The sequence below is a fragment of the Streptomyces fructofermentans genome, assembly GCF_014651055.1.
Lineage (GTDB): Bacteria > Actinomycetota > Actinomycetes > Streptomycetales > Streptomycetaceae > Streptomyces > Streptomyces fructofermentans.
Map to the genome: position 1 here is coordinate 715,793 of NZ_BMWD01000001.1, position 25,080 is coordinate 740,872.

Below are 25,080 nucleotides of genomic sequence, written 5' to 3' on the forward strand. Positions count from 1 at the left end.
CGGTCGCGCTACGGACGCCCCCGCTGCCCCCGCAGGTGCTCCGCGATCGGGGTCAGGGACTTGTGGAGCTCTTCCAGGGCCTCGGGCCGCAGCAGGTCGATGAAGTGCCGCCGAACCGAGGAGACGTGGTGCGGCGAGACCTTCCGCATGGTTTCGAGGCCGTGGTCCGTGAGAACCGCGTACAGCCCGCGGCGGTCGGACTCGCAGTTCTCCCGCCGGACCAGGTCCGCGTTCTCCATGCGGGTGATCTGGTGCGAGAGCCTGCTCTTGGACTGGAGGGTGGCGGAGGCGAGGTCGCTCATCCGCATCCGCACGCCCTCCGACTCGGAGAGGTTCACCAGGATCTCGTAGTCGTTCATCGTCAGTCCGAACGGCTGGAGGTCCCGTTCGAGCTGGTACGTCAACAGCCTGTTGACCTCCAGGTGGGTGCGCCAGGCGCACTGCTCCGCATCGGTCAGCCAGCGCGTGGCCGTCTCGGTCTCCATGAATGAATTCTACCTAAGATGTTGAAAGGCGAACTAGTGAGGGTGGCGTGACGGCGCGCACACGTTCGACGTCACACTCCGCAGACTACCGCTCACAGCCCGAAGCGACGCTGGAGGTCCCCCAGCTGTCCGGGAAGACGCGGTGTGCCGCCTTGCCCCGGTCCGTGGCCGGGTGCCCCGCCTCCGCCGGGCACCCCGGGCTGGTGCGGGACCGTGCCCGCCGGCTGCTCCGCCATCAGTGCCTCGCTGGACTGGAGGAGCACCGTACCGGCCCCCACGAACTCGAACTGGTGCTCCTCGCCGGAGGCCCCGCCGAGGCCCGTAAGCGCACGTAGACCGCCCATCACGCCGGTCATGTAGCCGTGGTCGTAGTGGTGGCACGGCGAGGGGCAGTCGGCCCAGCCCACGAGCGCCTGCGGGTCGACCCGGATCGGCGGTTCCATGAACACCACGGGACCGTTCGACGCGGCCACGAAGGTGCCGGTCCCGATCAGGGTCAGGAAGCCGGGCACGATCGACTGCTTGAGCGCGAGAGTTGGCTGAAAAGCGAGGAGGTTGCCCGAGCGAATGGTCAGGTTGCCCTTGTCCAGGTCGTACGAATTCACATCGAACGCCCGGTCGGCGAGGAGCATCCTGCCCGTGCCCGAGGCCACCACCCAGTCGCTCGCGTGCAACGGCGAATGGAACGAGGTCCGCACGAGACGGTCGAGACGGCCGTGCCCGATGCCGTTGAAGTCCATCGAGCCGTAGTAGGCGATCATCTTGCCCTTCTGCAGGAACCACTCGCTTCCCCTGAGTTCCACGCAGAAGGTGTACGCGTTGACGTTGTCGTCGACGGGCAGGGTGGTCGGGTCGTGCACGACGGGGCCCGCGCCCGGGTGGGTGGTCACAGCTTCTCCTCCGACGCCTGGACGTACACCGCTCCGTGGCCGCTCAGTTCGAGCTGGAAGGCCTCGCCCGAGCCGCGGCCCACCAGGTCGCGCAGACCGAGCGCGGCGGACAGTTTGTTGCGCACGTCCCCGTGGTGGGCGACGTACGCCTGGGGGTCGACGTGCACCGGGCGCTGCGGGGTGATCGGGATCTCGACGACCCCGCCGTGCGCCATGACGGCCACGGCGCCGTGGCCCTTGAGGGTCGTGGTGAACAGGCCCTGCCCGGTGACCTGCCCGCGGACCATGCCCATGACCCCGCCCTGCGAGCCCATGAACATCGTCCCCTGCTCCAGCGTGCCGTCGAAGGCGAGCAGCCGGTCCGCCTCCACGTACAAGGTGTCGCCCGTGAGGTTGATCACCTGGATGTGGTGGCCGCCGTGCCCGAACAGGACCGTGCCGGAGCCCTCCACGGTCATCAGGGGCGTCGCCTCGTCCGCGACCCGGCGGCCGATCATCGACATCAGCCCGCCCTGGCCGCCCTGCATGTTGGGGGTGAAGGAGACCTCGCCCTTGTACGCGAGCATCGCGCCGCGCTGGCTGAACAGCCGGGCGCCCGGCAGCACCGTCGCCTCGATCATCTTGGAATTGACCTCACGGAACGGCATCTCACACGTCTCCCGCGATCGAATTGCGCTCACTGGGCTGCACGTAGACGATCCCGTCGCCCTCGAAGCGGATCTGGAAGGCCTCGCCGCCGCCCTCGCCCAGGAAGGTGCGGAACGTCACACCGGACTGGAACGACTGCCGCAGGTTCCCCTGGTGCGCGACGTACGCGCCCGGGTCGACCGTCAGCGGGTACTGGCCGCTGACCCGCAGCACCACCGCGGGGCCCTCGGACATGATCGCCGCCTGGCCGTGGCCCTCGACCGTCGTTGTGAAGAGCCCGTTGCCCTGGGAGGCGCCGCGCAGGCCGGTGAACGAGGTGCCCGTGCGCAGGCCCGAGTCCGTCGCGAGCAGGTTGCTCGACTCGACGAAGAGCTTGTCGCCGCGGAGGTCCACGAGATTGATCTCACTGGCCCGGTCCGCGAACCAGCACGTCCCGTGCCCCTTCACCTCCATGAGGGTCATCTGCTCCCCGGTGATCCGGCGCGTCACCATGCCGCGGATCCCCTCGCCGCCGCCGGTGAGCTTCTTGAAGTCCATCCGGCCGTCGTACGCGACCATGGAGCCGTTCTTCGCCTTCACGGCGTCCCCGGTCATGTCGACGGCCAGCACCTTGCTGCCTTGGAGTCGGAACATCGCCACGCTGCGACGGTAGCCGCCGGGGGCATCCGCCGACAGGTCCTCCGGGAGGATCCGACCCCGGACGCCACCCCGAGACCCGCCGCCCGGGAGGCCGCCGCCGGATGCTTCAATGGGAAATCGCTTGTGCTTGCGTTCACAAAGCGGCTGTTCCCTCCGAGCCACTCCCGACCGTTCTCCACCGAAGGTGACCCGTGGACATCAAGACCGCCTCCGCCCTCCGCCGCCTCCGTCTCGTCTCCGCGCCGGAGGCCGTCTCGTTCCTTCTGCTGCTCGTGTCGTCGGTGCTGAAGCGGACGACGGAGTTCAACGCGGTGCCCGTGATGGGCTGGGTCCACGCCATCCTCTTCATCCTCTACGTGGTCTTCTGGGCCGACGCCTGGAACCGCGCGAGGTGGGACCTGAAGGCCGCGGCCCTCTACTTCGCCCTCTCCGTGCTGCCGACGGGCGGCTTCTTCGCCGAGCGGATGCTCAAGCGCGAGGCCGAGAGCGCGGTCATCGCGTCCCGTGCCCGCAAGGAAGGGGTGGTGGGCGCATGATCGTCGCCTTCTCCGTGACCCCGCTGGGTGTCGGTGAGGACGTGGGGGAGTACGTCGCCGACGCCGTCCGGGTCGTGCGGGAGTCGGGGCTGCCGAACCGTACGGACGCGATGTTCACGTCCGTCGAGGGCGAGTGGGACGAGGTGATGGCCGTCGTCAGGCGGGCCGTGGCCGTGGTGGAGGCGAGGGCGCCCCGGGTGTCGCTCGTCCTCAAGGCGGACATCCGGCCCGGGGTCGTCGACGGGCTGTCGTCCAAGGTCGCCACGGTCGAGCGGCATCTGGGGGCGGAGGGCTAGGCGGGGCCCTTGGCGGGAGCTTCCGTCCCCGTCCGCCGTTGCGGGTCGCGTGCCCCGGGGTGTCGTGCCTCGGGGTTTCGTGTGTCCGGGGGTCCGTTGTGGACGTTCGCGCGGTTCCCCGCGCCCCTGAGGGGGTGTTGGCCGCGGGGGTCCACTCTCCTGGACCCGTTCGGTTCGACAGGCCGGGCAAATGCGCTTTTCGTGTGGGTATCGGCTCGTTCGATCACTGGACCGAACCCTGGAGGGCGCTGTGCGGCCGGAGGGCTACGACTACGACACCCACAGCAGACTCGCCGGACCGCTCACGGAGCCGTCCGGCTCTCCCTACCGGGTGCAGTACACCAAGCTCCTCGCCCTCGAACCGCACCGAATACGAGCCGTCCTCCTCATGACGCTCGCCCCCCTCCTCACCGGTCTGCTCCTCGTCTACCTGGTGTGGCCCACCCACTGGGTGGCCCGTGAGGGCGGCACGGACTGGCTGGTCGCGCTGGACGTCGCGATGCTCATATCGATCGGGCTGATCGAGCTGTTCATGCTCGTCAACGTGGCGTCGATCTCCCACGCCACCATGGTCGCCAGGGACCCCGTGCCCGTCTTCCCGGAGCAGGGGACGCGCGTCGCGTTCCTCACCACGTACGTCCCGGGCAAGGAACCGCTCGCGATGGTCCGGGCCACCCTCGAAGGCGCCGTCCGCGTCACCCACGCCGGCCCCGTCGACGTGTGGCTCCTGGACGAGGGGGACGACGAGCAGGCCAGAGCCATGTGCGCGGAACTCGGCGTGGGCCACTTCACGCGCCGCGGCGTCCCCGAGTGGAACCGGGCCAAAGGCGTCCACAAGGCCCGCACGAAGCACGGCAACTACAACGCGTGGATCGCGATGCACGGCGGAGCCTACGAGTTCTTCGCCTCCGTGGACACGGACCACGTACCGCTGCCCGAGTTCCTGGAACGGATGCTGGGCTACTTCCGCGACCCGGACGTGGCCTTCGTCGTCGGCCCGCAGGTGTACGGCAACTACACCGCCCCCGTCACCAAGGCCGCCGAGTCCCAGCAGTTCCTCTTCCACGCCCTGATCCAGCGCGCCGGCAACCGCTACCGCGCCCCCATGTTCGTCGGCACCAACAACGTCGTACGCATCGCCGCCGTCCAGCAGATCGGCGGACTCTGCGACTCCATCACCGAGGACATGGCCACGGGCTTCGAACTGCACCGGCGCAGGAACCCGGTGACCGGACGCCACTGGCAGTCCGTCTACACCCCGGACGTCCTGGCCGTCGGCGAGGGACCCGTGTCCTGGACCGACTTCTTCACCCAGCAGACGCGCTGGTCCCGCGGAACGTACGAGACGCTGTTCAAGCAGTACTGGAAGGCCCCGTTCACGATGCCGCCGGGCCGGTTCTTCTCGTACACGCTGATGCTCGTCTACTACCCGATGACGGCCGTCAACTGGCTGCTGGGCATCCTGAGCTGCGTCCTGTTCCTGTGCTTCGGCGCCTCCGGCACCCAGGTCAGCGCGTCCGTGTGGCTGATGCTCTACAGCGACGCCGCCGCGCTGCAGATCGGCCTCTACCTCTGGAACCGGCGGCACAACGTGTCGCCGCACGAGCCCGAGGGGTCCGGCGGTCTCGCCGGCATGGCGATGTCCGCCCTCTCCGCGCCGATCTACCTCAAGTCCTTCGGCGCGGCGCTGCTGCGCCGCCCCAGCCGCTTCGTCGTCACCCCCAAGGGGGGCGACACCAGCTCGGACCGGCTGCTGACCTTCCGGATCCACCTCTTCTGGGCGGGAGTCCTGGCGGTGGCGCTCATCGCCTCGTTCTTCCTCGACCACACCCACGCGGCCATGCGCACCTGGGCCCTCCTCGCGCTCCTGATCTCCCTCGCCCCGGTCGCCGTGTGGCTCGGCACGGGTGTGCGCGACCGCCGGGTCCCGCGGAGCGCGGTCCCGGACGTCAGGGCGGCGGACGGCGAGCCGCAGTCCGCGCTCGCGGTCGGGACGGGCGGCACGGTACCCGGCGGCACGCTGCCGGGCGGGACGGTCCCCAGCGGCACGACAGGAGGCAACTAGCCCATGGCCCACCGGCCCTCGAAGAAGACCAGGAAGACGCTGCTCGGCATCGGCGGCGTCGCGGTGCTCGCCGGGCTCAACGCCCCCGCCGCGATCGGCTTCGTCTCGGAGGAGTACCACGAGTACAAGATCGCCCAGCCCGGCTACCAGGCCCGGTACGGCTCCTGGAAGCAGTTGGGCATCCCCGAGGAGTTCCGCACCAACGCCATCCACGCGGCGCTCCTGCACACGGGCAAGGTGCTGATCGTCGCGGGCTCGGGCAACGAGCAGAAGAAGTTCGACGAGGGCTCGTTCGACACCGTCCTGTGGGACCCGGGGAACGACACGTTCAAGCGGATCCCCACCCCGGACGACTTCTTCTGCTCCGGGCACGCCCAGCTCCCCAGCGGCAGACTGCTCGTGGCGGGCGGCACGGCCCGCTACGAACTGCTCGACGGCGAGGTCGAGCGGGCCGGCGGAGGCATGAGGGTGAAGAACGAGAACCCCGACAAGCCGGTCGTCCTCAAGAAGGGCACCCGCTTCCGCTCGCCGTCCGGGACGGAGTACGTCAGCAGGTTCGACGTCACCGTCCCCAAGGCCAAGCGCACGCAGAAGATCACGTACGACGGTGCCGGCGTGATGCGGCCCTGGAGGACGAAGGTCGTCGCGAGCGAGGCCCGCGTCTTCGTCGAGGCGGCGGAGAAGGGCGAGGGGGCGGTCACCGACAAGCAGGCCCAGTACGAGATCGTCGGCCTGAAGGGCAAGGCGGCGGACAACACGTACGGCCTCTCCGAGAAGATCACCATGGACAAGCAGGACTTCCAGGGGATCAGGGCGGCCTACGAGTTCGACCCGACGGCCGAGAAGTACCTGCCGGTCGGCCCGATGGACAAGGCCCGCTGGTACCCGACACTCGTCGGCCTGCAGGACGGGCGGGTGCTCGCCGTCTCCGGGCTCGACGACGTCGGCGTGATCGACCCGGGCGACAACGAGATCTACGACCCGAGGACCAAGAAGTGGACACCGGGCCCCAGGCGCTACTTCCCGACCTACCCGGCGCTCTTCCTCACCAAGGGCGGCAAGCTCTTCTACCCGGCCTCGAACGCCGGTTACGGGCCGGCCTGGCTGGGGCGCGAGCCGGGCCTGTGGGACCCGAGGACCAACTCGTTCGAGAGGGTGCCCGGCCTGAGGGACACAGACCAGACGGAGACCTCCTCCTCGGTGCTGCTGCCGCCCGCCCAGGACCAGAAGGTGATGATCCTCGGCGGCGGGGGCGTCGGCGAGTCCGCGAGGTCGACCTCGCGGACCGCCGTGGTCGACCTCCGCAAGGGCGACCCGGCCTTCGAGGACGGCCCCGACCTCCCGCAGGGCACCCGCTACCTGAACAGCGTGATCATGCCGGACGACTCGGTGTTCACCTCGAACGGCGCCGAGGACTACCGGGGGCGCAGCGCCAGCAACATCCTCAAGGCCCAGTTCTACGACCCGAAGTCGAACACGTTCCGGTCGGCGGCCGCGCCGCGGGTGGGCCGCAACTACCACTCCGAGGCGCTGCTGCTGCCCGACGGCCGGGTCGCCACGTTCGGCTCGGACCCGCTCTTCGACGACCAGCAGAACACCAAGCTCGGCCACTTCGAGCAGCGCATGGAGATCTACACCCCGCCGGCCCTGCACAGGAACGGCGGGAAGCGCCCCGTGCTCGGCGACGGGCCGCAGGAGGTCGACGGGGAGGGCCGCGCGACCTTCGCCACCCGGCACCCCGAGCGGGTGGTCAACGCCCGGCTGATGCGGCCCAGCGCGGTCACGCACAGCACGGACGTCGAGCAGCGGTCCATCGCGCTGGGGCTGACGCGGACGAAGGACTCGGTGACCGTGGACGTGCCCTCCGACCGGACGCTGGTGCCGCCCGGCTGGTACATGCTCTTCGTGACCGACGCGCAGGGCACGCCGTCCGAGGCGAAGTGGGTCCAGGTCAAGTGACTCCTCCCGCGGCGGCGGGGGCGTCAGGCCCGGGAGTTGCGGGCGAGGCCGAGGGCGTACTCCGCCCACCACTGCCCGGCCGCCGGACCGCCGCGGCACTGCCCGTCCGACTCCCCGGGCCGCTTGATCCACAGGAAGGCGTCCACGAGCGGGTCGCCGGTGTCCGTGGTCGGCGGGGTGCCGAGCGCCCGGCCCGGCGGGTTGCACCAGGTCTGCGAGCGGTCGCCGCGCAGCGGCCCGTTGCCGTTGCGGCTGGTGTCCACGACGAAGTGCAGTCCGCCGAGCTCCCGCGAGAGCCGGCGGCCGTACTCCGTGGTGACCTCGTCCGTCTGGAAGTTGGAGACGTTCAGGGCGAAGCCGTCGGCGTTCGCCACGCCCGCGCGCCGCAGCGGTTCGACGAGCCTGCCGGGCTCGTCGATCCAGTCCGGGTTCCCCGCGTCCAGGTACACCTTCGTGTTCGGCTGCAGTTTCAGCCTGAGGATCGCCTCGGAGAGCAGGTGCTCGCGCTCGGCGTGGTACTCGGCCGGGGTGCAGCCGTCCGCCATGTGCGCGACCGCGTCGGGCTCCAGCACGACCAGGGCGTCGCTGTCGCCGACGGCCCGTGCGAAGCCCTCGATCCAGTCCAGGTAGGCGGGGGCGTCCGGCGCCCCGCCCGCCGAGTGCTGCCCGCAGTCGCGGTGCGGGATGTCGTACGCGACGAAGACGGCGGTACGGCCCTCCCGGGCCGCGGCCGCGGTGGCGGCCCTGATCCTCGGCTCGGGGTCGTCGCCGGGCGGCCAGAGCGCCGCGGGCCGGTCGGCGATCCGCCTCAGCAGCCGGGCGTCCTGTTCGCGCCCCTCCTTCTCCCACACGCGGACCTGCCGGGCGGCGGGGCTCGACGGGTCGATCCAGAACGGGGACCCGGCGGCGGGGGGCACCGGCCGCGCCGTCGTCTCCCGGACCGCGGCGCTCCCGCCGGCGTCGGACGGGGACGAGCAGCCCGTGACGACTCCGAGCGCGGCGAGTGCCGCGAGGGTCCGGATACGGGTCGGCCGGAACATCCTGCCCCCTGGACGAAGGTGACGGTCGGTTACGGAATCCGGTCATCGTCGCACAGCGGGGTCGGGGGACCCGGGTGCGACACCGGTCGCCGCCGTGCGGCCCCCGGGGCCCTGCGCCCCTTGGCCACGTGGCCTTTCAGGCCTGCTCGGCCCCGCCCGGGCGACGGGAAGGCCACCCGGTCCGGCCTCGGGGCAGTCACGCTCCGTTCCGGCCGCGGGTCCTCCTCCGGGTCGGCCCCGGTCCCGTCCCGGTCACCCCCGACCCGGCGGCAGGTACCCGTCCCCTCGCGTCGCCCCGGGTTGTTCCGCCCACGGGCCTTCCGGGCCCGTCGGGTGCAACGGGTCGTCAGATGCCGCCCGAGGCCAGCGCGATGCCCAGCGGCGTGCGCTCGTACAGCACCTGGTGGCCGTACCGGCGCGAGACGAGCAGGCCGGCGTCGCGCAGTGCCGACAGATGGGCGGAGACCGACGAGGGCGCGAGGCCGAGGCGGTGCGCCAGGGACGTCGTGGTGGCGGGTTCGCCGAGCGAGGCGAGCACCGCGGCCCGGCCGCGGCCGAGGACGCGGACCAGGGCCTCGGGGGTGCGGTCGGACGGCTCTGCCCACAGGCCGCCGATGCCGCGCGCCGGGTAGACGACCGTCGGCTGCCACGGCGGGTCGAAGCCGCTGACCACGTCCGGCCAGGAGAAGGCGCTCGGCATCAGCACCAGACCCTGGCCGCCGAGTTCGCGTACGTGCTCGCCGTTCGCGTCGACCGTGAGCGTGCCCGACTCCCAGGCGAACCGGCGGTCCAGTTCGGGCAGGAGTCCGCGCAGGCCCACCTCGGCGAGCCGGCGCGAGTGGAAGAGGACGTCGGCCTCCAGGAGGGCTCGCAGCCGCGGCCAGTCCGGCTCGACCAGGGCGTGCCAGGCGGCCTCCAAGGTGTCCGACAGTTCACGCACCGCGCGGGCCGGGTCGGCGAGCATGGCCCGGCCTCGCTCCGAGTCCGCGGCGCCGGGGGTGTCCGCGAGGGAGCGCGCCATCTCGGTCCGGGCGACGCGCGGGTCCGTCGCGCGGACCGCCCCGATCTCCGCCTCGAAGGTCGCCGCCGGTCCGATCGCGGGCGGCATCAGCCAGTCCGGGCTGTTGCCGTGCCGCGGCATGAGCAGCCACAGGGACTCCAGGTCCAGGCAGACCGCCGCCGCGCGGGTGCGGCGCAGCCAGGGCGAGTGGTAGCCCTGCCGCTCGGGCCGCCGCAGGGTGCGCACGGCCTCGTGGGTCTCCCACAGCGGCGAGAGCGCGAAGCGGCAGTGGAGCAGGTCCTCCTCACCGAAGTGCAGACGCAGCGGCACGGCGGCTCCCCCCTTCCTGTCCCTGTTCCCGACCCCCGCCCCGGACCGCGTGCCGACCCCCGCCCCGGACCGCGTGCCGACCCCCGCCCCGGACCGCGTGCCGACCCCCGCCCCGGACCGCGTGCCGGACGCCGGCCCGGACCGCGTGCCGGGTCGGGCGTGGTGCCGGGGCCGGCCGATGATTCGGCCTCCGCCGAAACTTTACGGATCGGCGGAGGCCGCCGTCAGGGTGGGGCCCATGTCCGCACACCCCACACCGTCCGGGACCGCGTCGGGTCCCACCGGCTACCGGCCCGTCTTCGCCGTACGCGAGTTCCGGGCCGTCTTCGCCGCCCACGCCCTCTCCCTGCTCGGGGTCGTCGTCGCCGAGATCTCGCTGACCGTGCTCGTCTACCGGCTGACCGGTTCGCCCCTGCTCAGCGCGCTGGCGTTCGCGCTGGGCTTCCTGCCCTACCTGATCGGCGGGACCCTGCTCTCCGGGGTCGCGGACCGCTTCCCCGCCCGGCGCGTGCTCGTCGTGTGCGACCTGGTGTGCGCCGGGTGCGCGGCCCTCATGGCGCTGCCGATGGCACCGGTGGCCCTGCTGCTGGCGCTGCGCTGCGTCATCGCGGCCGTCTCGCCCGTGTTCGGCGGGACGCGGATGGCGACGCTCACCGAGATCCTCGGCGACGGCGACCTGTTCGTGCTCGGCCGCTCGCTGCTGCGCATCGTGTCGCAGAGCGCCGTGCTCGTGGGCTTCGGGCTCGGCGGTGTGCTCCTCACGTTCGTACCGCCGCGCGGCGCGCTCGTCGTCACCGTGGCCACCTTCCTCGCCTCGGCGCTGCTGCTGCGCTTCGGGACCCGCCGCAGGCCCGCCCGGGCCGGCGGCGCCTCGCTCGTGAGGTACTCGCTCTCCGGGGCGCGGCAGGTCCTCGCGCACCGGCGGATCAGGGCGCTGCTGCTGCTCCTGTGGGTGCCGCCGATGTTCGTCGTCGCGCCCGAGGCCCTCGCTGCCGCGTACGCCGACGAGATCGGCGTCGGCACGGCCTGGGTGGGACTGCTGATGTGCGCGATGCCGGTCGGGACGATCGCGGGGGAGCTGTACGCCGGCGCGGCGCTGTCGCCCGCGGCCCGCTCCCGCATCGTGCTGCCGCTCGCGTGCTGCGGCCTGCTCCCGCTGCTCGTCTACCCGTTCGGTCCGGGCCTCGGCTGGATCCTGCTCGCGCTCCTGCTGGCCGGGTCGGCGGGCGCGTACACCCTCGGTCTCGACCGCTGGTTCGTGGACGCGGTGCCCGAGGAGCTGCGGGGCCGGGCCATGACCGTGCACACGGCGGGACTGATGACGATCCAGGGGGTGGGCATGGCGCTGGCCGGGGCCGCCGCGGAGTTCTGGCCCGTCAGCACGGTGGTCGGCGGGATCGGGGTCGCGGGGACCGTGTGCTGCGCCCTCCTGGCGCTGGAGGTCGGGCGGACGGGACGCGAGGGGCGGGCGGCGGAGCGCGGTCCGGTACCGAGGCGCGAGACGGGGGCTGACCACCATATGACCGGCCGGTAGGGTCTTTGCCGTGCCGAAGCCGCTCAGTCTTGCCTTCGATCCCATCGCCCGTGCCGACGAGCACTGGAAGCAGCGCTGGGGGTCCGTGCCCTCCATGGCCGCGATCACCTCGATCATGCGCGCCCACCAGATCCTGCTCGCGGAGGTCGACGCGGTCGTCAAGCCGTACGAGCTGACCTTCGCGCGTTACGAGGCCCTGGTGCTGCTCACCTTCTCCAAGGCGGGCGAGCTGCCCATGTCCAAGATCGGTGAGCGCCTGATGGTCCACCCGACCTCGGTGACGAACACGGTGGACCGGCTCGTGCGGTCCGGGCTCGTCGACAAGCGCCCCAACCCCAACGACGGGCGCGGCACGCTCGCCTCCATCACCGACAAGGGCCGCGAGGCGTGCGACGCCGCCACGCGCGACCTGATGGCGATGGACTTCGGACTCGGCGCCTACGACGCCGAGGAGTGCCGGGAGATCTTCGCCATGCTGCGGCCGCTGCGGGTGGCGGCGAACGACTTCGACGCGGAGTAGGCCGGTCCGGCGAGGAGCCGGCGGGCCGCCGCGGGGCGGGGCGACGGGGCCGGGGCGCCGGAAGATCGCCCCGGACCGGCGGATACGCTCGGTGCCATGAAAAAGAGCGTGCTGACCCGCTACCGCGTCATGGCCTTCGTCACCGGTGTCCTGCTGGTCCTGCTGACCCTCGGCGTGATCGCCAAGTACCTCACGGACCTCGACGGCGCCGCCGACTTCACGCGCGTCGTCGGCATCGCGCACGGCTGGCTGTACGTCCTCTACCTGGTCTTCGCCTTCGACCTGGGCTCCAAGGCGAAGTGGCCGGTCGGCAAGCAGGTGTGGGTGCTGCTCGCGGGCACGATCCCCACGGCCGCCTTCTTCGTGGAGCGCAAGGTCACCCGGGAGCTGGAGGCCGGGGTCGTGGACGGCCCCGCCGCCGTGGCCAAGGCCTGACGCACGGCGACCGCGGCGACCGCGGCGTCCGCGGCGTCCATCGGGACCGCGGCGTCCCTGCCGTCCCCCGCGCGCACGACGGCGCCGATACCGCCACGGGAGTGATCCGTGGCGGTCTCCCATCGACATTTACTAGGACGTCCTAGTAAATTCGACGGCATGGACGCAGAAGCCATCGAGGAAGGCCGCCGACGCTGGCAGGCCCGCTACGACGCCTCGCGCAAGCGCGAGGCCGATTTCACCACGCTCTCCGGTGACCCCGTGGAGCCGGTGTACGGGCCCCGGCCCGGGGACGCGTACGAGGGGTTCGAGCGCATCGGCTGGCCCGGCGAGTACCCCTACACGCGCGGGCTCCACGCCACGGGCTACCGGGGGCGGACGTGGACCATCCGGCAGTTCGCCGGCTTCGGCAACGCCGAGCAGACCAACGAGCGCTACAAGACGATCCTCGCCAACGGCGGCGGCGGGCTCTCCGTGGCGTTCGACATGCCGACGCTGATGGGGCGCGACTCCGACGACCCGCGCGCGCTGGGCGAGGTCGGGCACTGCGGGGTCGCCATCGACTCCGCCGCCGACATGGAGGTCCTGTTCCAGGACATCCCGCTGGGCGACGTGACCACGTCCATGACGATCAGCGGCCCGGCCGTCCCGGTCTTCTGCATGTACCTGGTCGCCGCGGAGCGGCAGGGCGTCGACCCGGCCGCGCTCAACGGCACGCTCCAGACGGACATCTTCAAGGAGTACATCGCCCAGAAGGAGTGGCTCTTCCAGCCCGAGCCGCACCTGCGCCTCATCGGCGACCTGATGGAGCACTGCGCGACCGGCATCCCCGCGTACAAGCCCCTCTCGGTGTCCGGCTACCACATCCGCGAGGCCGGCTCGACGGCCGCGCAGGAGCTGGCGTACACGCTGGCCGACGGGTTCGGCTACGTGGAACTCGGCATGTCCCGCGGCCTGGACGTGGATGTCTTCGCCCCCGGCCTCTCCTTCTTCTTCGACGCGCACCTCGACTTCTTCGAGGAGATCGCCAAGTTCCGCGCGGCGCGCAGGATCTGGGCCCGCTGGATGCGCGACGTGTACGGCGCCCGGACGGACAAGGCGCAGTGGCTGCGCTTCCACACGCAGACCGCGGGCGTCTCGCTGACCGCCCAGCAGCCGTACAACAACGTCGTACGGACCGCGGTCGAGGCGCTCGCCGCGGTGCTCGGCGGGACCAACTCGCTGCACACCAACGCCCTGGACGAGACCCTCGCGCTGCCGTCGGAGCAGGCGGCGGAGATCGCCCTGCGCACGCAGCAGGTGCTGATGGAGGAGATCGGCGTCGTCAACGTGGCCGACCCGCTGGGCGGTTCCTGGTACGTCGAGCAGCTCACGGACCGGATCGAGGCCGACGCGGAGCGGATCTTCGAGCAGATCAAGGAGCGCGGGCTGCGGGCGCACCCCGACGGTGTGCACCCCATCGGGCCGATCACCTCGGGCATCCTGCGCGGGATCGAGGACGGCTGGTTCACCGGGGAGATCGCCGAGTCCGCGTTCCAGTACCAGCAGGCCCTGGAGAAGGGCGACAAGCGGGTCGTGGGCGTCAACGTCCACCACGGCTCCGTCACCGGGGACCTGGAGATCCTGCGGGTCAGCCACGAGGTCGAGCGGGAGCAGGTGCGCTCGCTCGGCGAACGCAGGACGGCCCGCGACGACGCGGCGGTGACGAGCGCGCTGGCCGCGATGCTCGCGGCCGCGCGCGACGGCTCGAACATGATCGGCCCGATGCTGGACGCGGTGCGGGCCGAGGCGACCCTGGGCGAGATCTGCGGCGTGCTGCGGGACGAGTGGGGGGTGTACACGGAGCCGGCCGGCTTCTAGGCCGCGCGGTCCGTGCCGCCCCCGTCCCGCCGCGGGCCACGGCCCCTGCGCGGAGCCCCGCCCGTGACGACCCCCGGGCGGGGCTCTCGCGCGTACGGGGGTCGTCACGGGCGTGGTTGCGGGGCCTTCCCGTCCGGAGGGTTCCCCGCAGGGGTGCAGGAGGCCGCCGGGCCTTCCGTCCGGGAGGTTCCCCCGCAGGGCCCGTACGGGGCCGCCCGGGCCTCCCCGGGGCGCGGCTCCGCGGGCTTCCGGCAGCGGCTCCCGACGCGGCTCACCCGGGGAGTTCGCCCGGGGGTCCGTTCTGGGCCGCCGCCGCTCCCGCGAGTCCGAGCAGCAGGACCCTGGTGAAGCCCCGGGCCCACTCGAGGTCCACCGGCTCCGCGCTCACCAGGGTGCGGTGCACCACGGCGCCCGCCACCACGTCGAAGATCAGGTCCGCGGTACGGGCGGCCGACCCGGGGTCCTCCTCCGCGGGCAGCTCGCCGCGGGCCTGCGCGCGCGTGCGCCCCTCCAGGACGAGGCGCTTCTGCCGGTCGACGACGGACGCGCGGATGCGTTCCCGCAGCGCGTCGTCCCGCGTCGACTCGGCCAGCACGGCCATCAGCCCGCTCTTCGCCTCGGGCCGGGCCAGGATCGCGGCGAACTGGAGCACCACGCCCTCGATGTCGGCGGCCAGGCTGCCCCGGTCGGGCAGTTCCAGCTCGTCGAAGAGCGCCGCCACCGCGTCGACCACCAGTTCGTTCTTGCCCGCCCAGCGGCGGTAGAGGGTCGTCTTGGCCACCCCGGCGCGCGTCGCCACGTCCCCCAACGTGAGCTTGGACCAACCCAGTTCGACCAGGGCCGCCCGGGTCGCCGCCAGGATCGCCGCGTCGGCAGCGACGCTGCGGGGGCGTCCCGTACGGGGGGCGGAAGCGGGTCTGTGCATGTCGGCGACCCTATCCGGGCGCACGGGCGGCGGCCTGGTGAGGGAGATCACCGGAAGTTCACCGGAGGAGGCCTCCCGCGACCCCCGCCCGGGAGTTACGCTACGACTCGTAGCGAAAGCGTATGGGCGGGCACCGTGGAACGAGCGACAACCACGCGGGCGCCAGGTGGGGACCGGGCGCCGGGACGAACTGACGGGACCGGCTTTCACAACGCTTTTCACACAGGCGCGCGGAGGGGGGAGGATAGGCGCATGCAGCCACGGAACATGTCCATGAGCGGAGTCGTCGACCTCGCCGCGGTGAAGGCGGCCCAGGAGGCCAAGGCGAAGGCGGAGCAGGCGCGCGCCGAAGCGGCGCGGAAGGGCGGCGGCGCCGTCGCCGCGGTGTCGCCCTCCGGCCTCGTCATCGACGCGGACGAAGCGGGTTTCGAGCGCGACGTCCTCCAGCGCTCCACCGAGGTGCCCGTCGTCATCGACTTCTGGGCCGAGTGGTGCGAGCCGTGCAAGCAGCTCAGCCCGCTCCTGGAGCGCCTCGCGGTCGAGTACAACGGCCGGTTCGTCCTCGCGAAGATCGATGTCGACGCGAATCAGATGCTGATGCAGCAGTTCGGGGTCCAGGGGATCCCGGCGGTGTTCGCGGTGGTGGCCGGCCAGGCCCTGCCGCTCTTCCAGGGAGTCGCTCCCGAGGCGCAGATCCGGGACACCCTGGACCAGCTCGTGCAGGTCGCCGAGCAGCGCTTCGGCCTCACGGGCCTGACGGTCGACGGGAGCGCCGACGCCGAGGAGGGGCAGGCCGAGCCCCAGGTGCCGGCGGGCCCGTACGACGCGCTGCTCGAAGCCGCCGTGCAGGCGCTGGACGCGGGCGACCTGGGCGGTGCCGTGCAGGCGTACCGCAACGTGCTGAGCGACGACCCGGGCAACACGGAGGCCAAGCTTGGTCTCGGCCAGGCCGAGTTGCTCCAGCGGGTGCAGGGCGCCGACCCGCAGCAGGTGCGCAAGGACGCCGCCGACCGACCCGGCGACGTGGCGGCGCAGATCGCCGCGGCCGACCTCGACCTGGTGGGCGGGCATGTCGAGGACGCTTTCGGCCGGCTCGTGGACGCCGTGGCGCGCACCGCGGGCGACGACCGGGACGCGGCACGGGTGCGACTGCTGGAGCTCTTCGAGGTGGTCGGAGCGGACGATCCGCGCGTGACGGCCGCACGCAGGGCCCTGGCCAGGGCCCTGTTCTGACCAGTCGTTAAACGCCGGGGCCCGTGGTGCCCGGGTGAATAAATTGGCGACAGAGCGACTCTGCGGCCGCGCTTTACCAAATCTTGGTAAACGCGGCCGCTGTTACTTGGAGTAAGTCGAGCGCGGTGATCTGTCGGATTCCGTCCAAAGTTCGATCACTTTGTCACCCGCCTTGGCGCCACCCTCAGTTGCCGGTCGATACCGGCGGGTCGTTGTTCGGTTATCCCCCCGTTACTAGCCAGTAACGAACCCCCTTGTGCGGGCGGCCGGAATGCACCACGATCGGCGACGCTCGGTCCATTCCCCTCACCCGACAGCCAATCGGGTCAGCGGGTTGTGTGGGTCCCCACCGAGCAGGGACGGCGGCAGTGAAGCCGGCCCTTGGACAGGGGGGTCTTCGCCGCTCGGCGGAGCCTGTCCGGCAGGTTGTGCGTGAAGTGTTCAGGCGCGACCAGTGGTTGTCGCTCGGGGGTGATCGCCGGTGATTCGGGTGCGGATTCGCACCTCAGGGTTCGGGCGCTCTCCTTCCCGAGGACGTAGCACTTCTCCCATCCCTGCCCGGTGGAGCCGCCGTCTGGGGGCAGCCAGGGCCGGAGATGTACGTCCGAGAAGGAGGAAATATGATGTCCCAGGTGCGTGGCGGGACCAGATGGAAGCGGTTCGCGGTCGTCATGGTGCCCAGCGTGGCCGCGACCGCCGCGATAGGTGTCGCCCTGGCTCAGGGTGCTCTTGCCGCGTCGTTCAGCGTCTCCGGCCAGTCGTTCAAGGTGACGGCGGACCGGCTCGACGGTACTGGCTTCGCCCAGTACGGAGCGATCGACCAGGGCTACACCCTCAAGGGTGAGAAGACCATGCACCCGGTTGCGGTGTCGGCCTTCAAGTCCGCCTCGATCAAGAACATGTGTCAGTCCGTGGTCACCCCGGACATCCCGCTGCTCGGTTCCGTCAGCCTCATGCTGAAGGCCGGCGGCGGCTCGACGCCGGTGGAGGCCGAGAACCTCTACATCGACGTCGAGGAGCTCCAGGCCGACGCGGTCTTCCGCGGCATCGACATCGGTGTTGCCGCCAAGGACGCCAGCAAGGGCCCGGGTATCGCCAAGGGTGACACGGCGAACCCCTACGGCTTCGCCCAGCAGGCCGACTCGGCCACGCTGACCAACGTGAAGCAGACGGCGTGGGCGACCACTGCCGGCACCTTCAAGCTCAGCGGCCTGAAGATGTCGCTGTCCGCGGGTGTCAAGGAGTGCTACTAAGCACCCCCTGGGCGGGTGAGGGAGCCGCGCTGCCTCACCCGCCCATCCCCTTCTCGTAGTACGTGAACCTCTCACAGCAACGCCGTACAGGGAGCTGTTTTCCATGAGCGCCGAGACTCCTGCCGCGCGCGGTCAATTCACTTACTGGCGGCTGCGGTTCCGTGCCTGGCGGGGTGGCCGGCCGTTCTGGGCCGGTCTGTTCATCCTGCTCGGTGGATTCCCGATCGCGTACTTCCCGTACGCGAATCTCCAGATCGGGCATCTCACGCTCGCCATGGCGACGACCGCGGGTGCCGGCTCGCTCATCATCGGCGTGCTGCTCGGAGTGCTCGGCATCAGCCTCTGGTACCAGAAGCACGTCAAGGTCTTCGCCGGTACGGCGGCGATCCTGCTGGCGCTGGTGTCCATCCCCGTCTCGAACCTCGGCGGCTTCCTGATCGGCTTCCTGTTCGCCATGATCGGCGGCGGGATGGCGGTGGCGTGGGTGCCCGGCGAGGAAGCCGCGGCGGTCCCCGCCGGGACGGACCGTACGGACAAGGAAGACGTTCCGCAGGCGGCCGACCCGGTCGACGACGGAGCGAGCGAGCCGAACGATCTGTCAGGAACGAGCCCGACCAACGGGGCGAACGGGAGGCACAGTGCCGGCTGACCAGGTCCCATACGCGGACTTCGCGGGCGAGACCCGTGAAAGAACGGGGCCGCGGCACGCAGCGCCGAAGAAGCCGCTCTTCACCAGGCTGCACGTGCCCGCGGGCAAGGCGATAGCCATCGCTTCGATGCCGACCGCGATCCTCATGGGCATGGGCTTCACGCCCACGCTCGCCAACGCCAAGGACGGGGTCACGAACCCGTTCAAGGCCGGGCCGTGCGTGACGCAGCCCGACGAGGCCTCCGAGTCGGAGTCGCCCTCGCCCACCGCGTCCCCGGACGCCTCCGAGACCCCCGACGCGACGCCGGAGCCGACCCCCTCGGCGACCGCGACCGGTTCGGACGCGGGCTCTTCGCCGGATTCAGGTTCCGACGACAAGCCCGAACCGACACCCTCCGCGTCCGCCTCCAAGGCACCGGTCGAGAACGCCGAACCCACCCCGTCCCCCACGGAGTCGGAGTCGGAGAACCCGCTCGACCCGCTGGGCATCGGCGACGCGATCGAGGACATCCTCACGCCCGACGACAAGGAGACGGCGTCCCCCACGCCCGCTCCGACGACGTCGGCCCCGACGGCCGAGGACCCGGCGGACGAGCCGGCCGACAAGCCCGAAGACAAGCCCGAAGACACGACGGACAAGCCCGGGGACTCGGACGACAAGGCCGGCGACGACGCCGCGGACAAGGCGGGGGAGGAGGCCGACGAGGCCACCGCCACGCCGAGCCCGTCCGCCTCCGCCACGGAGGAGGCGAAGGACGCCGACGGCAAGGAGGCGTTCCCCTGCGTCGTCGAGAAGAAGGTCGCGGGCGAGGACGAGAGCACCCCGGTCACGCTGCCGGTCGAGCCCTGGTACCTGGAGTCCAGCGGGCTCCTGCTGGAAGGCCTCGACTACGAGGGCGTGGTGAACGTGACCACGGCCGACGGCACCGTCAAGCAGGCCCTGAAGTTCACCGCCAAGAAAGTGGACATCGCCGACCTGCACCAGTCGGTCAAGGACACCCAGTCCGGCAAGACGTACCACGTCGAGGCGGCCAAGGGCTCCACGTCCACGATCCGCAACGGCACGGTGACGATGTACACCGAGAGCCTCCAGGGCAACCTGTTCGGGCTGATCCCGGTGACGTTCGACCCGGAGCACCCGCCGCCCATCAACACGCCCATCGCCTACTTCACCAAGGTGAAGATCAAGCAGGCCGGGCAGTTCGGCGGCGACCTCACGGTGCCGGGTCTCCACCAGTACACGACCGACTGAACGGCTCCCGGAGCGACTCCGGGAGCCGCGCAGGCCCAGCAGGCCCAGCGAGTCCAGCAAGCCCAGCGAGTCCAGCAAGCCCAGCAAGCACTGAGGGCGCCCCCCGCGAACGGGGGGCGCCCTCAGTGGCGTTCGGGAGGCGGTCAGCCGCCCAGGTGGTGCACGCGGACCATGTTGGTGGTGCCGACGACACCGGGGGGCGAACCGGCGGTCATCACGACGATGTCGCCCTCGTTGAAGCGGTTGAGCTTGCGCAGCTCGTTGTCGACCAGCTCGACCATCTCGTCCGTGCTGTGCACGAACGGCACGACGTGCGACTCGACGCCCCAGCTCAGCGCGAGCTGGTTGCGGGTGCCCTCGTCCGTGGTGAACGCCTGGATCGGCTGCGAGGCGCGGTAGCGGGACAGCCGGCGGGCCGTGTCACCGGACTTGGTGAACGCCACCAGGCCCTTGGCGCCCAGGAAGTCCGCGATCTCGCACGCCGCGCGGGCCACCGAACCGCCCTGCGTACGCGGCTTCTTGCCGGGCACCAGCGGCTGGAGGCCCTTGGAGAGCAGCTCCTCCTCGGCCGCCACGACGATCTTCGACATCGTCTTGACGGTCTCGATCGGGTACGCGCCCACGCTCGACTCGGCGGACAGCATGACCGCGTCGGCGCCGTCCAGGATCGCGTTGGCCACGTCGGAGGCCTCGGCGCGCGTCGGGCGGGAGTTGGTGATCATCGACTCCATCATCTGGGTCGCCACGATCACCGGCTTGGCGTTGCGCCTGCACAGCTCCACGAGGCGCTTCTGCACCATCGGGACCTTCTCCAGGGGGTACTCGACGGCGAGGTCGCCGCGCGCCACCATCACGCCGTCGAAGGCCGCGACGACGGCCTCCATGTTCTCCACCGCCTGGGGCTTCTCCACCTTGGCGATGACGGGGACCCGGCGGCCCTCCTCGTCCATGATCTTGTGCACGTCGTTCACGTCGTGCGCGTCGCGCACGAAGGAGAGCGCCACCAGGTCGCAGCCCATCCGCAGGGCGAAGCGCAGGTCCTCGATGTCCTTCTCGGACAGGGCGGGCACGTTCACGGCCGCACCGGGCAGGTTGATGCCCTTGTGGTCCGAGATGACACCGCCCTCGATGACGATCGTCCTGACCCGGGGGCCGTCCACCGAGATGACCTTCAGCTCGACGTTGCCGTCGTTGATGAGGACCTGGTCGCCGTGGGAGACGTCGCCCGGCAGACCCTTGTAGGTCGTGCCGCAGATCGACTTGTCGCCCGGGACGTCCTCGGTGGTGATGGTGAACTCGTCACCCCGCTCCAGCTCGACGGGCCCCTCGGCGAAGGTCTCGAGGCGGATCTTGGGGCCCTGGAGGTCGGCGAGCACGCCGATGGCGTGGCCCGTCTCCTCGGCGGCGGCCCTGACCCGCTCGTAACGGCCCTGGTGTTCGGCGTGGGAACCGTGGCTGAAGTTGAAGCGGGCCACGTTCATGCCCGCCGCGATCAGCGACACGAGCATCTCGTGGGAGTCGACGGCTGGGCCCAGCGTGCAGACGATTTTGGAACGGCGCATGGGGGCGATCCTATCGGTTTGTTTCGCTACGGAATATTCCGTCTGGTGGAAGATACAAATGGGCGGGAACGCGCTCAGGCGTGGGTTCTTCGGCGGCTCCGTGACTGCTCCACGGCCCCTCCTCAGGCGTTCCCGGTTCCGACGAGCGCGTACGTCTGGTCGGCGATCTCCAGCTCCTCGTCCGTCGGCACCACGGCGACCGCCACCGCGGAGCCCGCGGGCGAGATCAGCCGGGCCGCGTCGGAGCGTACGGCGTTCAGCCCGCCGTCGACCGCGAGGCCCAGGGACTCCAGGCCCGCGACCGCGGCCTCGCGCACCGGAGCCGCGTTCTCCCCGACCCCCGCCGTGAACGCGACCGCGTCGACCCGGCCGAGGACCGCGTAGTAGGCGCCGATGTACTTCCTCAGCCGGTGGATGTAGATGTCGAACGCGAGCCGGGCCCGCTCGTCCCCCTCGTCGATCCTGCGGCGGATCTCGCGCATGTCGTTGTCGCCGCACAGGCCGATCAGACCGCTCCGCTTGTTGAGGAGGGTGTCGACCTCGTCCGCGGACATCCCGCCGACACGCATCAGATGGAAGATGACCGCCGGGTCCAGGTCGCCCGACCGGGTACCCATCACGAGCCCCTCCAGCGGTGTCAGCCCCATCGAGGTGTCCACGCACCGGCCGCCCCGCACCGCCGAGGCCGACGCGCCGTTGCCGAGGTGCAGCACGATCACGTTCACGTCCTCGGGCTCCCTGCCGAGGAGCGCGGCGGTCGCCCGCGACACGTAGGCGTGCGACGTCCCGTGGAAGCCGTACCGGCGGATGCGGTGCTCGTCCGCCGTCCGCACGTCGATCGCGTAGCGGGCCGCGGACTCCGGCATCGTCGTGTGGAACGCCGTGTCGAAGACGGCCACCTGGGGGAGGTCGGGGCGCAGCGCCCGGGCGGTGCGCAGACCGGTGAGGTTGGCCGGGTTGTGCAGGGGCGCGACCGGGACGAGCCGTTCGATCTCGGCGAGGACGGCGTCGTCGACGACGGTCGGCTCGGTGAACAACTGGCCGCCGTGCACGACCCGGTGGCCGATCGCGGCCAGTTCGGGCGAGTCCAGGCCGAGCCCGTCCTTGGCCAGTTCCCCGGCGACGGCCTTCAACGCGGCCTCGTGGTCGGCGATCGGGCCCGTGGTCTCGCGGGCGGCGCCGCCCGTCGCCAGCGGCGAGTGCTTCAGCCGGGAGGTCTCCTCGCCGATCCGCTCGACCAGCCCGACCGCCAGCCTGCTCCTGTCGGTCATGTCGAGCAACTGGTACTTCACCGACGAGGAGCCGGAGTTCAGGACGAGGACACGGCTGGCGCTCACTGGACGGAAGCCTTCTGGTCGGGGGTCGTCGAGGTGTCCCGCGCCGGGTCGGCGGCGGACGGCCGGGCCTGGGACTGGGCCTGGATCGCGGTGATGGCCACGGTGTTGACGATGTCTCCGACGAGCGCGCCGCGGGACAGGTCGTTGACCGGCTTGCGCAGGCCCTGGAGGACCGGGCCGACGGCGATCGCGCCGGCCGAACGCTGCACGGCCTTGTACGTGTTGTTGCCGGTGTTGAGGTCCGGGAAGATCAGTACGGACGCCTGCCCGGCCACCTCCGACTCCGGCAGCTTGGTGGCGGCGACGGTCGGCTCGACGGCCGCGTCGTACTGGATGGGCCCCTCGATCCGCAGGTCGGGCCGGCGCGAGCGGACCAACTCGGTGGCCGTGCGCACCTTGTCGACGTCCGCGCCCGAGCCGGACGTGCCCGTCGAGTACGACAGCATCGCGATGCGCGCCTCGACCCCGAACTGCTCGGCGGTGGCGGCCGACTGGATCGCGATGTCGGCCAACTGCTCCGCGTCGGGGTCGGGGTTGACCGCGCAGTCGCCGTAGACGAGGACCTTGTCGGCGAGGCACATGAAGAACACGGAGGACACGATCCTCGCGTCCGGCTTCGTCTTGATGATCTCGAAGGCCGGGCGGATGGTGGCCGCGGTGGAGTGCACGGACCCGGAGACCATGCCGTCCGCGAGCCCCTCCTCGACCATCAGCGTGCCGAAGTAGTTCACGTCGGCGACGACGTCGTACGCGAGCTCGACGGACACGCCCCGGTGGGCCCGCAGTTCCGCGTACCGCTCGGCGAACCGGTCGCGCAGGGGCGAGTCCTGCGGGTCGATCAGCTGGGCCGCGCCGAGGTCCATGCCCAGGTCCGCGGCCTTCTTGAGGATCTGGTCGACCGGGCCGAGCAGCGTGAGGTCGCAGACCCCGCGGCGCAGCAGCACCTCGGCGGCGTGCAGGACCCGGGTCTCGGTGCCCTCGGGCAGCACGACGCGGCGCCTGTCGGAACGGGCCTGCTCCAGGAGCTTGTGCTCGAACATCATCGGGGTGACCCGGCTGCTGCTCGGCGCGGAGACGCGCTTCAGGAGGCCGCCGGTGTCCACGTACCGCTCGAAGAGGCCGAGGGCGGTCTCCGCCTTGCGGGGCGTCGCCGCGTTCAGCTTGCCCTCCATCGCGAAGAGCTCGGACGCCGTCAGGAACGAGCCGGTCTCCACCGCGACCACGGGCGTGCCGGGGGCGAGCCGCGCGGCGAGCGTCAGGATGTGGTCGGCGGGGCGCTCGTTCAGGGTCAGCAGCAGACCGGCGATGGGCGGGGTGCCCGCGCTGTGGGCGGCGAGGGCGCCCACCACGAGGTCGGCGCGGTCTCCGGGCGTGACCACCAGGCAGCCTGGGGTCAGGGCGCCCAGGAAGTTCGGCAGCAGGGCACCGCCGAAGACGATGTTCAGCGCGTCGCGGGCCAGTCCGGAGTCGTCGCCGAGCAGGACCTCGCCGCCGAGGGCGTGGGTGATCTGGGCGACGGTCGGAGCGGACAGCGCCGGCTCGTCCGGCAGCACGTAGCAGGGCACCGGCAGACGGTTCTCCAGGCGCTCGTGGATCTCGGCCCGGTCGGCGGGGACGACCCGGTTCACCACCATCGCGAGCACGTCGCAGCCGAGGCCGTCGTACGCGCGGAACGCGTTCCTGGTCTCCGCGCGGACCGACTCGGCGGTCTGCCCCCGGCCGCCCACCACCGGTATGACCGAGGCGCCGAACTCGTTGGCGAGCCGGGCGTTGAGCGCCAGCTCGTCGGGGAACTGCGTGTCGGCGAAGTCGGTGCCGAGGACGAGGACCACGTCGTAGTCCCGGGCCACCGCGTGGAAGCGGTCGACGAGCTGCGAGAGGAGTTCGTCCGCCCCCTGCTCGGCCTGGAGCGCGGAGGCCTCGTGGTAGTCCATGCCGTAGACCGTCGCCGGGTCCTGCGTCAGCCGGTAGCGGGCGCGCAGCAGCTCGAAGAGGCGGTCCGGTCCGTCGTGGACGAGGGGCCGGAACACTCCCACCCGGTCGACCTGCCGGGTCAGGAGTTCCATGACCCCCAGCTCGACGACCTGCCGGCCGTCGCCCCGGTCGATCCCGGTCACGTACACGCTGCGCGTCACGCGTGCTCTCCGTTTCGTCCGATGTCAAGAGAATGCCAGTGGTCCGAGAAGGCCTGAAAGGGCCCGATCAGTCGAAAAAGCCACAAAAGCCGGAAAAGCAACAAAGATTCAGAAGGGTCGGGGGCCGGGAAGGACAGGAAAAGAAGTGGGGGCGGGGCGGGTCGGCGGGGGGAAAGACGGCGGGGTGAAGGGGGCCGGGCGGGTGGACGGGGTCGGGAAAAGGGCGGCTGTCATGGGTGACCGAACCCTCTTGACAATACCTTCGGGCATGGATTAGACGCCCGTCGGGCCCGGGGCGCACGGCGCCGGGGCGGGACCCGGACGCGGCCCGGACCGGGACCCGGGCAGGGGCCCCGGGCGGGGCTCGGGCAGGGACCCGGGCGGGGCCCTGGCGGCACCCTGTGCGAAGGTCCGGGAGGGTCGCCGCGGGGGAGCGGGGCGGGCGCGGACAGCAGGCGCCTGTTGCCCATGAAACAATCGGACTGGCTCTCACGAAC

General features: G+C 71.3%; 22 protein-coding genes. 12 read left to right on the plus strand and 10 right to left on the minus strand.

All coding sequences use genetic code 11. The annotated features are described in order from the left end of the window. Window positions 1-8: 8 nt before the first annotated feature. From IE265_RS03035 to IE265_RS03050, 4 genes are all read right to left on the minus strand, one after another. Window positions 9-485: a MarR family winged helix-turn-helix transcriptional regulator gene (locus tag IE265_RS03035; protein WP_190033678.1), complete on the minus strand. Its 477-nt coding sequence runs from the start codon at window positions 483-485 to the stop codon at window positions 9-11. 92 nt (window positions 486-577) lie between these two features. Beyond that, window positions 578-1,375: an AIM24 family protein gene (locus IE265_RS03040; RefSeq protein ID WP_190033679.1), complete on the minus strand. Its 798-nt coding sequence runs from the start codon at window positions 1,373-1,375 to the stop codon at window positions 578-580. Then, the gene (locus IE265_RS03045) at window positions 1,372-2,022 is read right to left on the minus strand and encodes an AIM24 family protein (RefSeq protein ID WP_190033680.1); all 651 of its coding nucleotides are present in this window, start codon (window positions 2,020-2,022) and stop codon (window positions 1,372-1,374) included. Before IE265_RS03045 ends, IE265_RS03040 begins: the two co-directional genes overlap by 4 nt. 1 nt (window position 2,023) lies before the next feature. Further along, window positions 2,024-2,656: an AIM24 family protein gene (locus IE265_RS03050; protein WP_190033767.1), complete on the minus strand. Its 633-nt coding sequence runs from the start codon at window positions 2,654-2,656 to the stop codon at window positions 2,024-2,026. A gap of 197 nt (window positions 2,657-2,853) precedes the next feature. On the opposite strand from IE265_RS03050, the gene IE265_RS03055 reads away from it, so the two are divergent. The 4 genes from IE265_RS03055 (at window position 2,854) to glxA (ending at window position 7,518) form a co-directional block, all read left to right on the plus strand. Beyond that, on the plus strand, window positions 2,854-3,198 hold the full coding sequence (locus tag IE265_RS03055) for a DUF3817 domain-containing protein (RefSeq protein WP_190033681.1): 345 nt from the start codon (window positions 2,854-2,856) through the stop codon (window positions 3,196-3,198). After that, window positions 3,195-3,494, plus strand: coding sequence for an MTH1187 family thiamine-binding protein (locus tag IE265_RS03060; protein ID WP_190033682.1), 300 nt, complete (start codon window positions 3,195-3,197; stop codon window positions 3,492-3,494). Before IE265_RS03055 ends, IE265_RS03060 begins: the two co-directional genes overlap by 4 nt. Window positions 3,495-3,744: 250 nt before the next feature. Beyond that, complete coding sequence (locus IE265_RS03065) at window positions 3,745-5,559, plus strand: glycosyltransferase family 2 protein (protein WP_190033683.1); 1,815 nt, start codon at window positions 3,745-3,747, stop codon at window positions 5,557-5,559. Between the two features lie 3 nt (window positions 5,560-5,562). Beyond that, window positions 5,563-7,518 carry a radical copper oxidase GlxA gene (glxA, locus tag IE265_RS03070; protein WP_190033684.1) on the plus strand — a complete coding sequence of 652 codons (1,956 nt, stop codon included), beginning with the start codon at window positions 5,563-5,565 and terminating at the stop codon, window positions 7,516-7,518. 23 nt (window positions 7,519-7,541) lie between these two features. Here glxA and IE265_RS03075 read toward each other — a convergent pair whose 3' ends face one another. Both IE265_RS03075 and IE265_RS03080 read right to left on the minus strand, forming a co-directional pair. After that, the gene (locus tag IE265_RS03075) at window positions 7,542-8,558 is read right to left on the minus strand and encodes a glycoside hydrolase family 6 protein (RefSeq protein ID WP_190033685.1); all 1,017 of its coding nucleotides are present in this window, start codon (window positions 8,556-8,558) and stop codon (window positions 7,542-7,544) included. A 346-nt stretch (window positions 8,559-8,904) separates the two neighbouring features. After that, complete coding sequence (locus tag IE265_RS03080; RefSeq protein WP_190033686.1) at window positions 8,905-9,888, minus strand: ArsR/SmtB family transcription factor; 984 nt, start codon at window positions 9,886-9,888, stop codon at window positions 8,905-8,907. A 238-nt stretch (window positions 9,889-10,126) separates the two neighbouring features. On the opposite strand from IE265_RS03080, the gene IE265_RS03085 reads away from it, so the two are divergent. From IE265_RS03085 to icmA, 4 genes are all read left to right on the plus strand, one after another. Next, window positions 10,127-11,422: an MFS transporter gene (locus tag IE265_RS03085; RefSeq protein WP_229915979.1), complete on the plus strand. Its 1,296-nt coding sequence runs from the start codon at window positions 10,127-10,129 to the stop codon at window positions 11,420-11,422. 10 nt (window positions 11,423-11,432) lie between these two features. Then, on the plus strand, window positions 11,433-11,942 hold the full coding sequence (locus tag IE265_RS03090; RefSeq protein WP_190033688.1) for a MarR family winged helix-turn-helix transcriptional regulator: 510 nt from the start codon (window positions 11,433-11,435) through the stop codon (window positions 11,940-11,942). 96 nt (window positions 11,943-12,038) lie between these two features. Next, entirely contained in the window at window positions 12,039-12,377 is a 339-nt protein-coding gene (locus tag IE265_RS03095; RefSeq protein WP_190033689.1) for a DUF3817 domain-containing protein, read from the plus strand. A gap of 159 nt (window positions 12,378-12,536) precedes the next feature. Next, complete coding sequence (icmA, locus tag IE265_RS03100; RefSeq protein ID WP_190033690.1) at window positions 12,537-14,237, plus strand: coenzyme B12-dependent isobutyryl-CoA mutase large subunit; 1,701 nt, start codon at window positions 12,537-12,539, stop codon at window positions 14,235-14,237. Between the two features lie 271 nt (window positions 14,238-14,508). Here icmA and IE265_RS03105 read toward each other — a convergent pair whose 3' ends face one another. Beyond that, window positions 14,509-15,162 carry a TetR/AcrR family transcriptional regulator gene (locus IE265_RS03105; protein WP_190033691.1) on the minus strand — a complete coding sequence of 218 codons (654 nt, stop codon included), beginning with the start codon at window positions 15,160-15,162 and terminating at the stop codon, window positions 14,509-14,511. Window positions 15,163-15,414: 252 nt separating this feature from the next. Here IE265_RS03105 and IE265_RS03110 point away from each other — a divergent pair, with 252 nt between their 5' ends. The 4 genes from IE265_RS03110 to IE265_RS03125 all read left to right on the plus strand — a co-directional run bounded on the left by IE265_RS03110 (window position 15,415) and on the right by IE265_RS03125 (window position 19,549). Continuing rightward, window positions 15,415-16,395, plus strand: coding sequence for a tetratricopeptide repeat protein (locus IE265_RS03110; protein ID WP_190033692.1), 981 nt, complete (start codon window positions 15,415-15,417; stop codon window positions 16,393-16,395). 620 nt (window positions 16,396-17,015) lie between these two features. Beyond that, window positions 17,016-17,648 carry a DUF6230 family protein gene (locus tag IE265_RS03115; RefSeq protein ID WP_190033693.1) on the plus strand — a complete coding sequence of 211 codons (633 nt, stop codon included), beginning with the start codon at window positions 17,016-17,018 and terminating at the stop codon, window positions 17,646-17,648. A gap of 103 nt (window positions 17,649-17,751) precedes the next feature. Continuing rightward, window positions 17,752-18,297: a DUF6114 domain-containing protein gene (locus IE265_RS03120; protein ID WP_190033694.1), complete on the plus strand. Its 546-nt coding sequence runs from the start codon at window positions 17,752-17,754 to the stop codon at window positions 18,295-18,297. Further along, entirely contained in the window at window positions 18,287-19,549 is a 1,263-nt protein-coding gene (locus IE265_RS03125; protein ID WP_190033695.1) for a hypothetical protein, read from the plus strand. The genes IE265_RS03120 and IE265_RS03125 overlap by 11 nt, the downstream gene beginning before the upstream one ends. A 143-nt stretch (window positions 19,550-19,692) precedes the next feature. On the opposite strand, the gene pyk is transcribed toward IE265_RS03125, so the two are convergent. The 3 genes from pyk to pta form a co-directional block, all read right to left on the minus strand. Further along, entirely contained in the window at window positions 19,693-21,111 is a 1,419-nt protein-coding gene (gene pyk, locus IE265_RS03130) for a pyruvate kinase (protein WP_190033696.1), read from the minus strand. Between the two features lie 122 nt (window positions 21,112-21,233). Continuing rightward, window positions 21,234-22,448, minus strand: coding sequence for an acetate kinase (locus IE265_RS03135; RefSeq protein WP_190033697.1), 1,215 nt, complete (start codon window positions 22,446-22,448; stop codon window positions 21,234-21,236). Then, a complete protein-coding gene (gene pta, locus IE265_RS03140; RefSeq protein ID WP_190033698.1) occupies window positions 22,445-24,583 on the minus strand; it encodes a phosphate acetyltransferase in 2,139 nt (712 codons plus the stop codon). Before pta ends, IE265_RS03135 begins: the two co-directional genes overlap by 4 nt. Window positions 24,584-25,080: the final 497 nt, after the last annotated feature.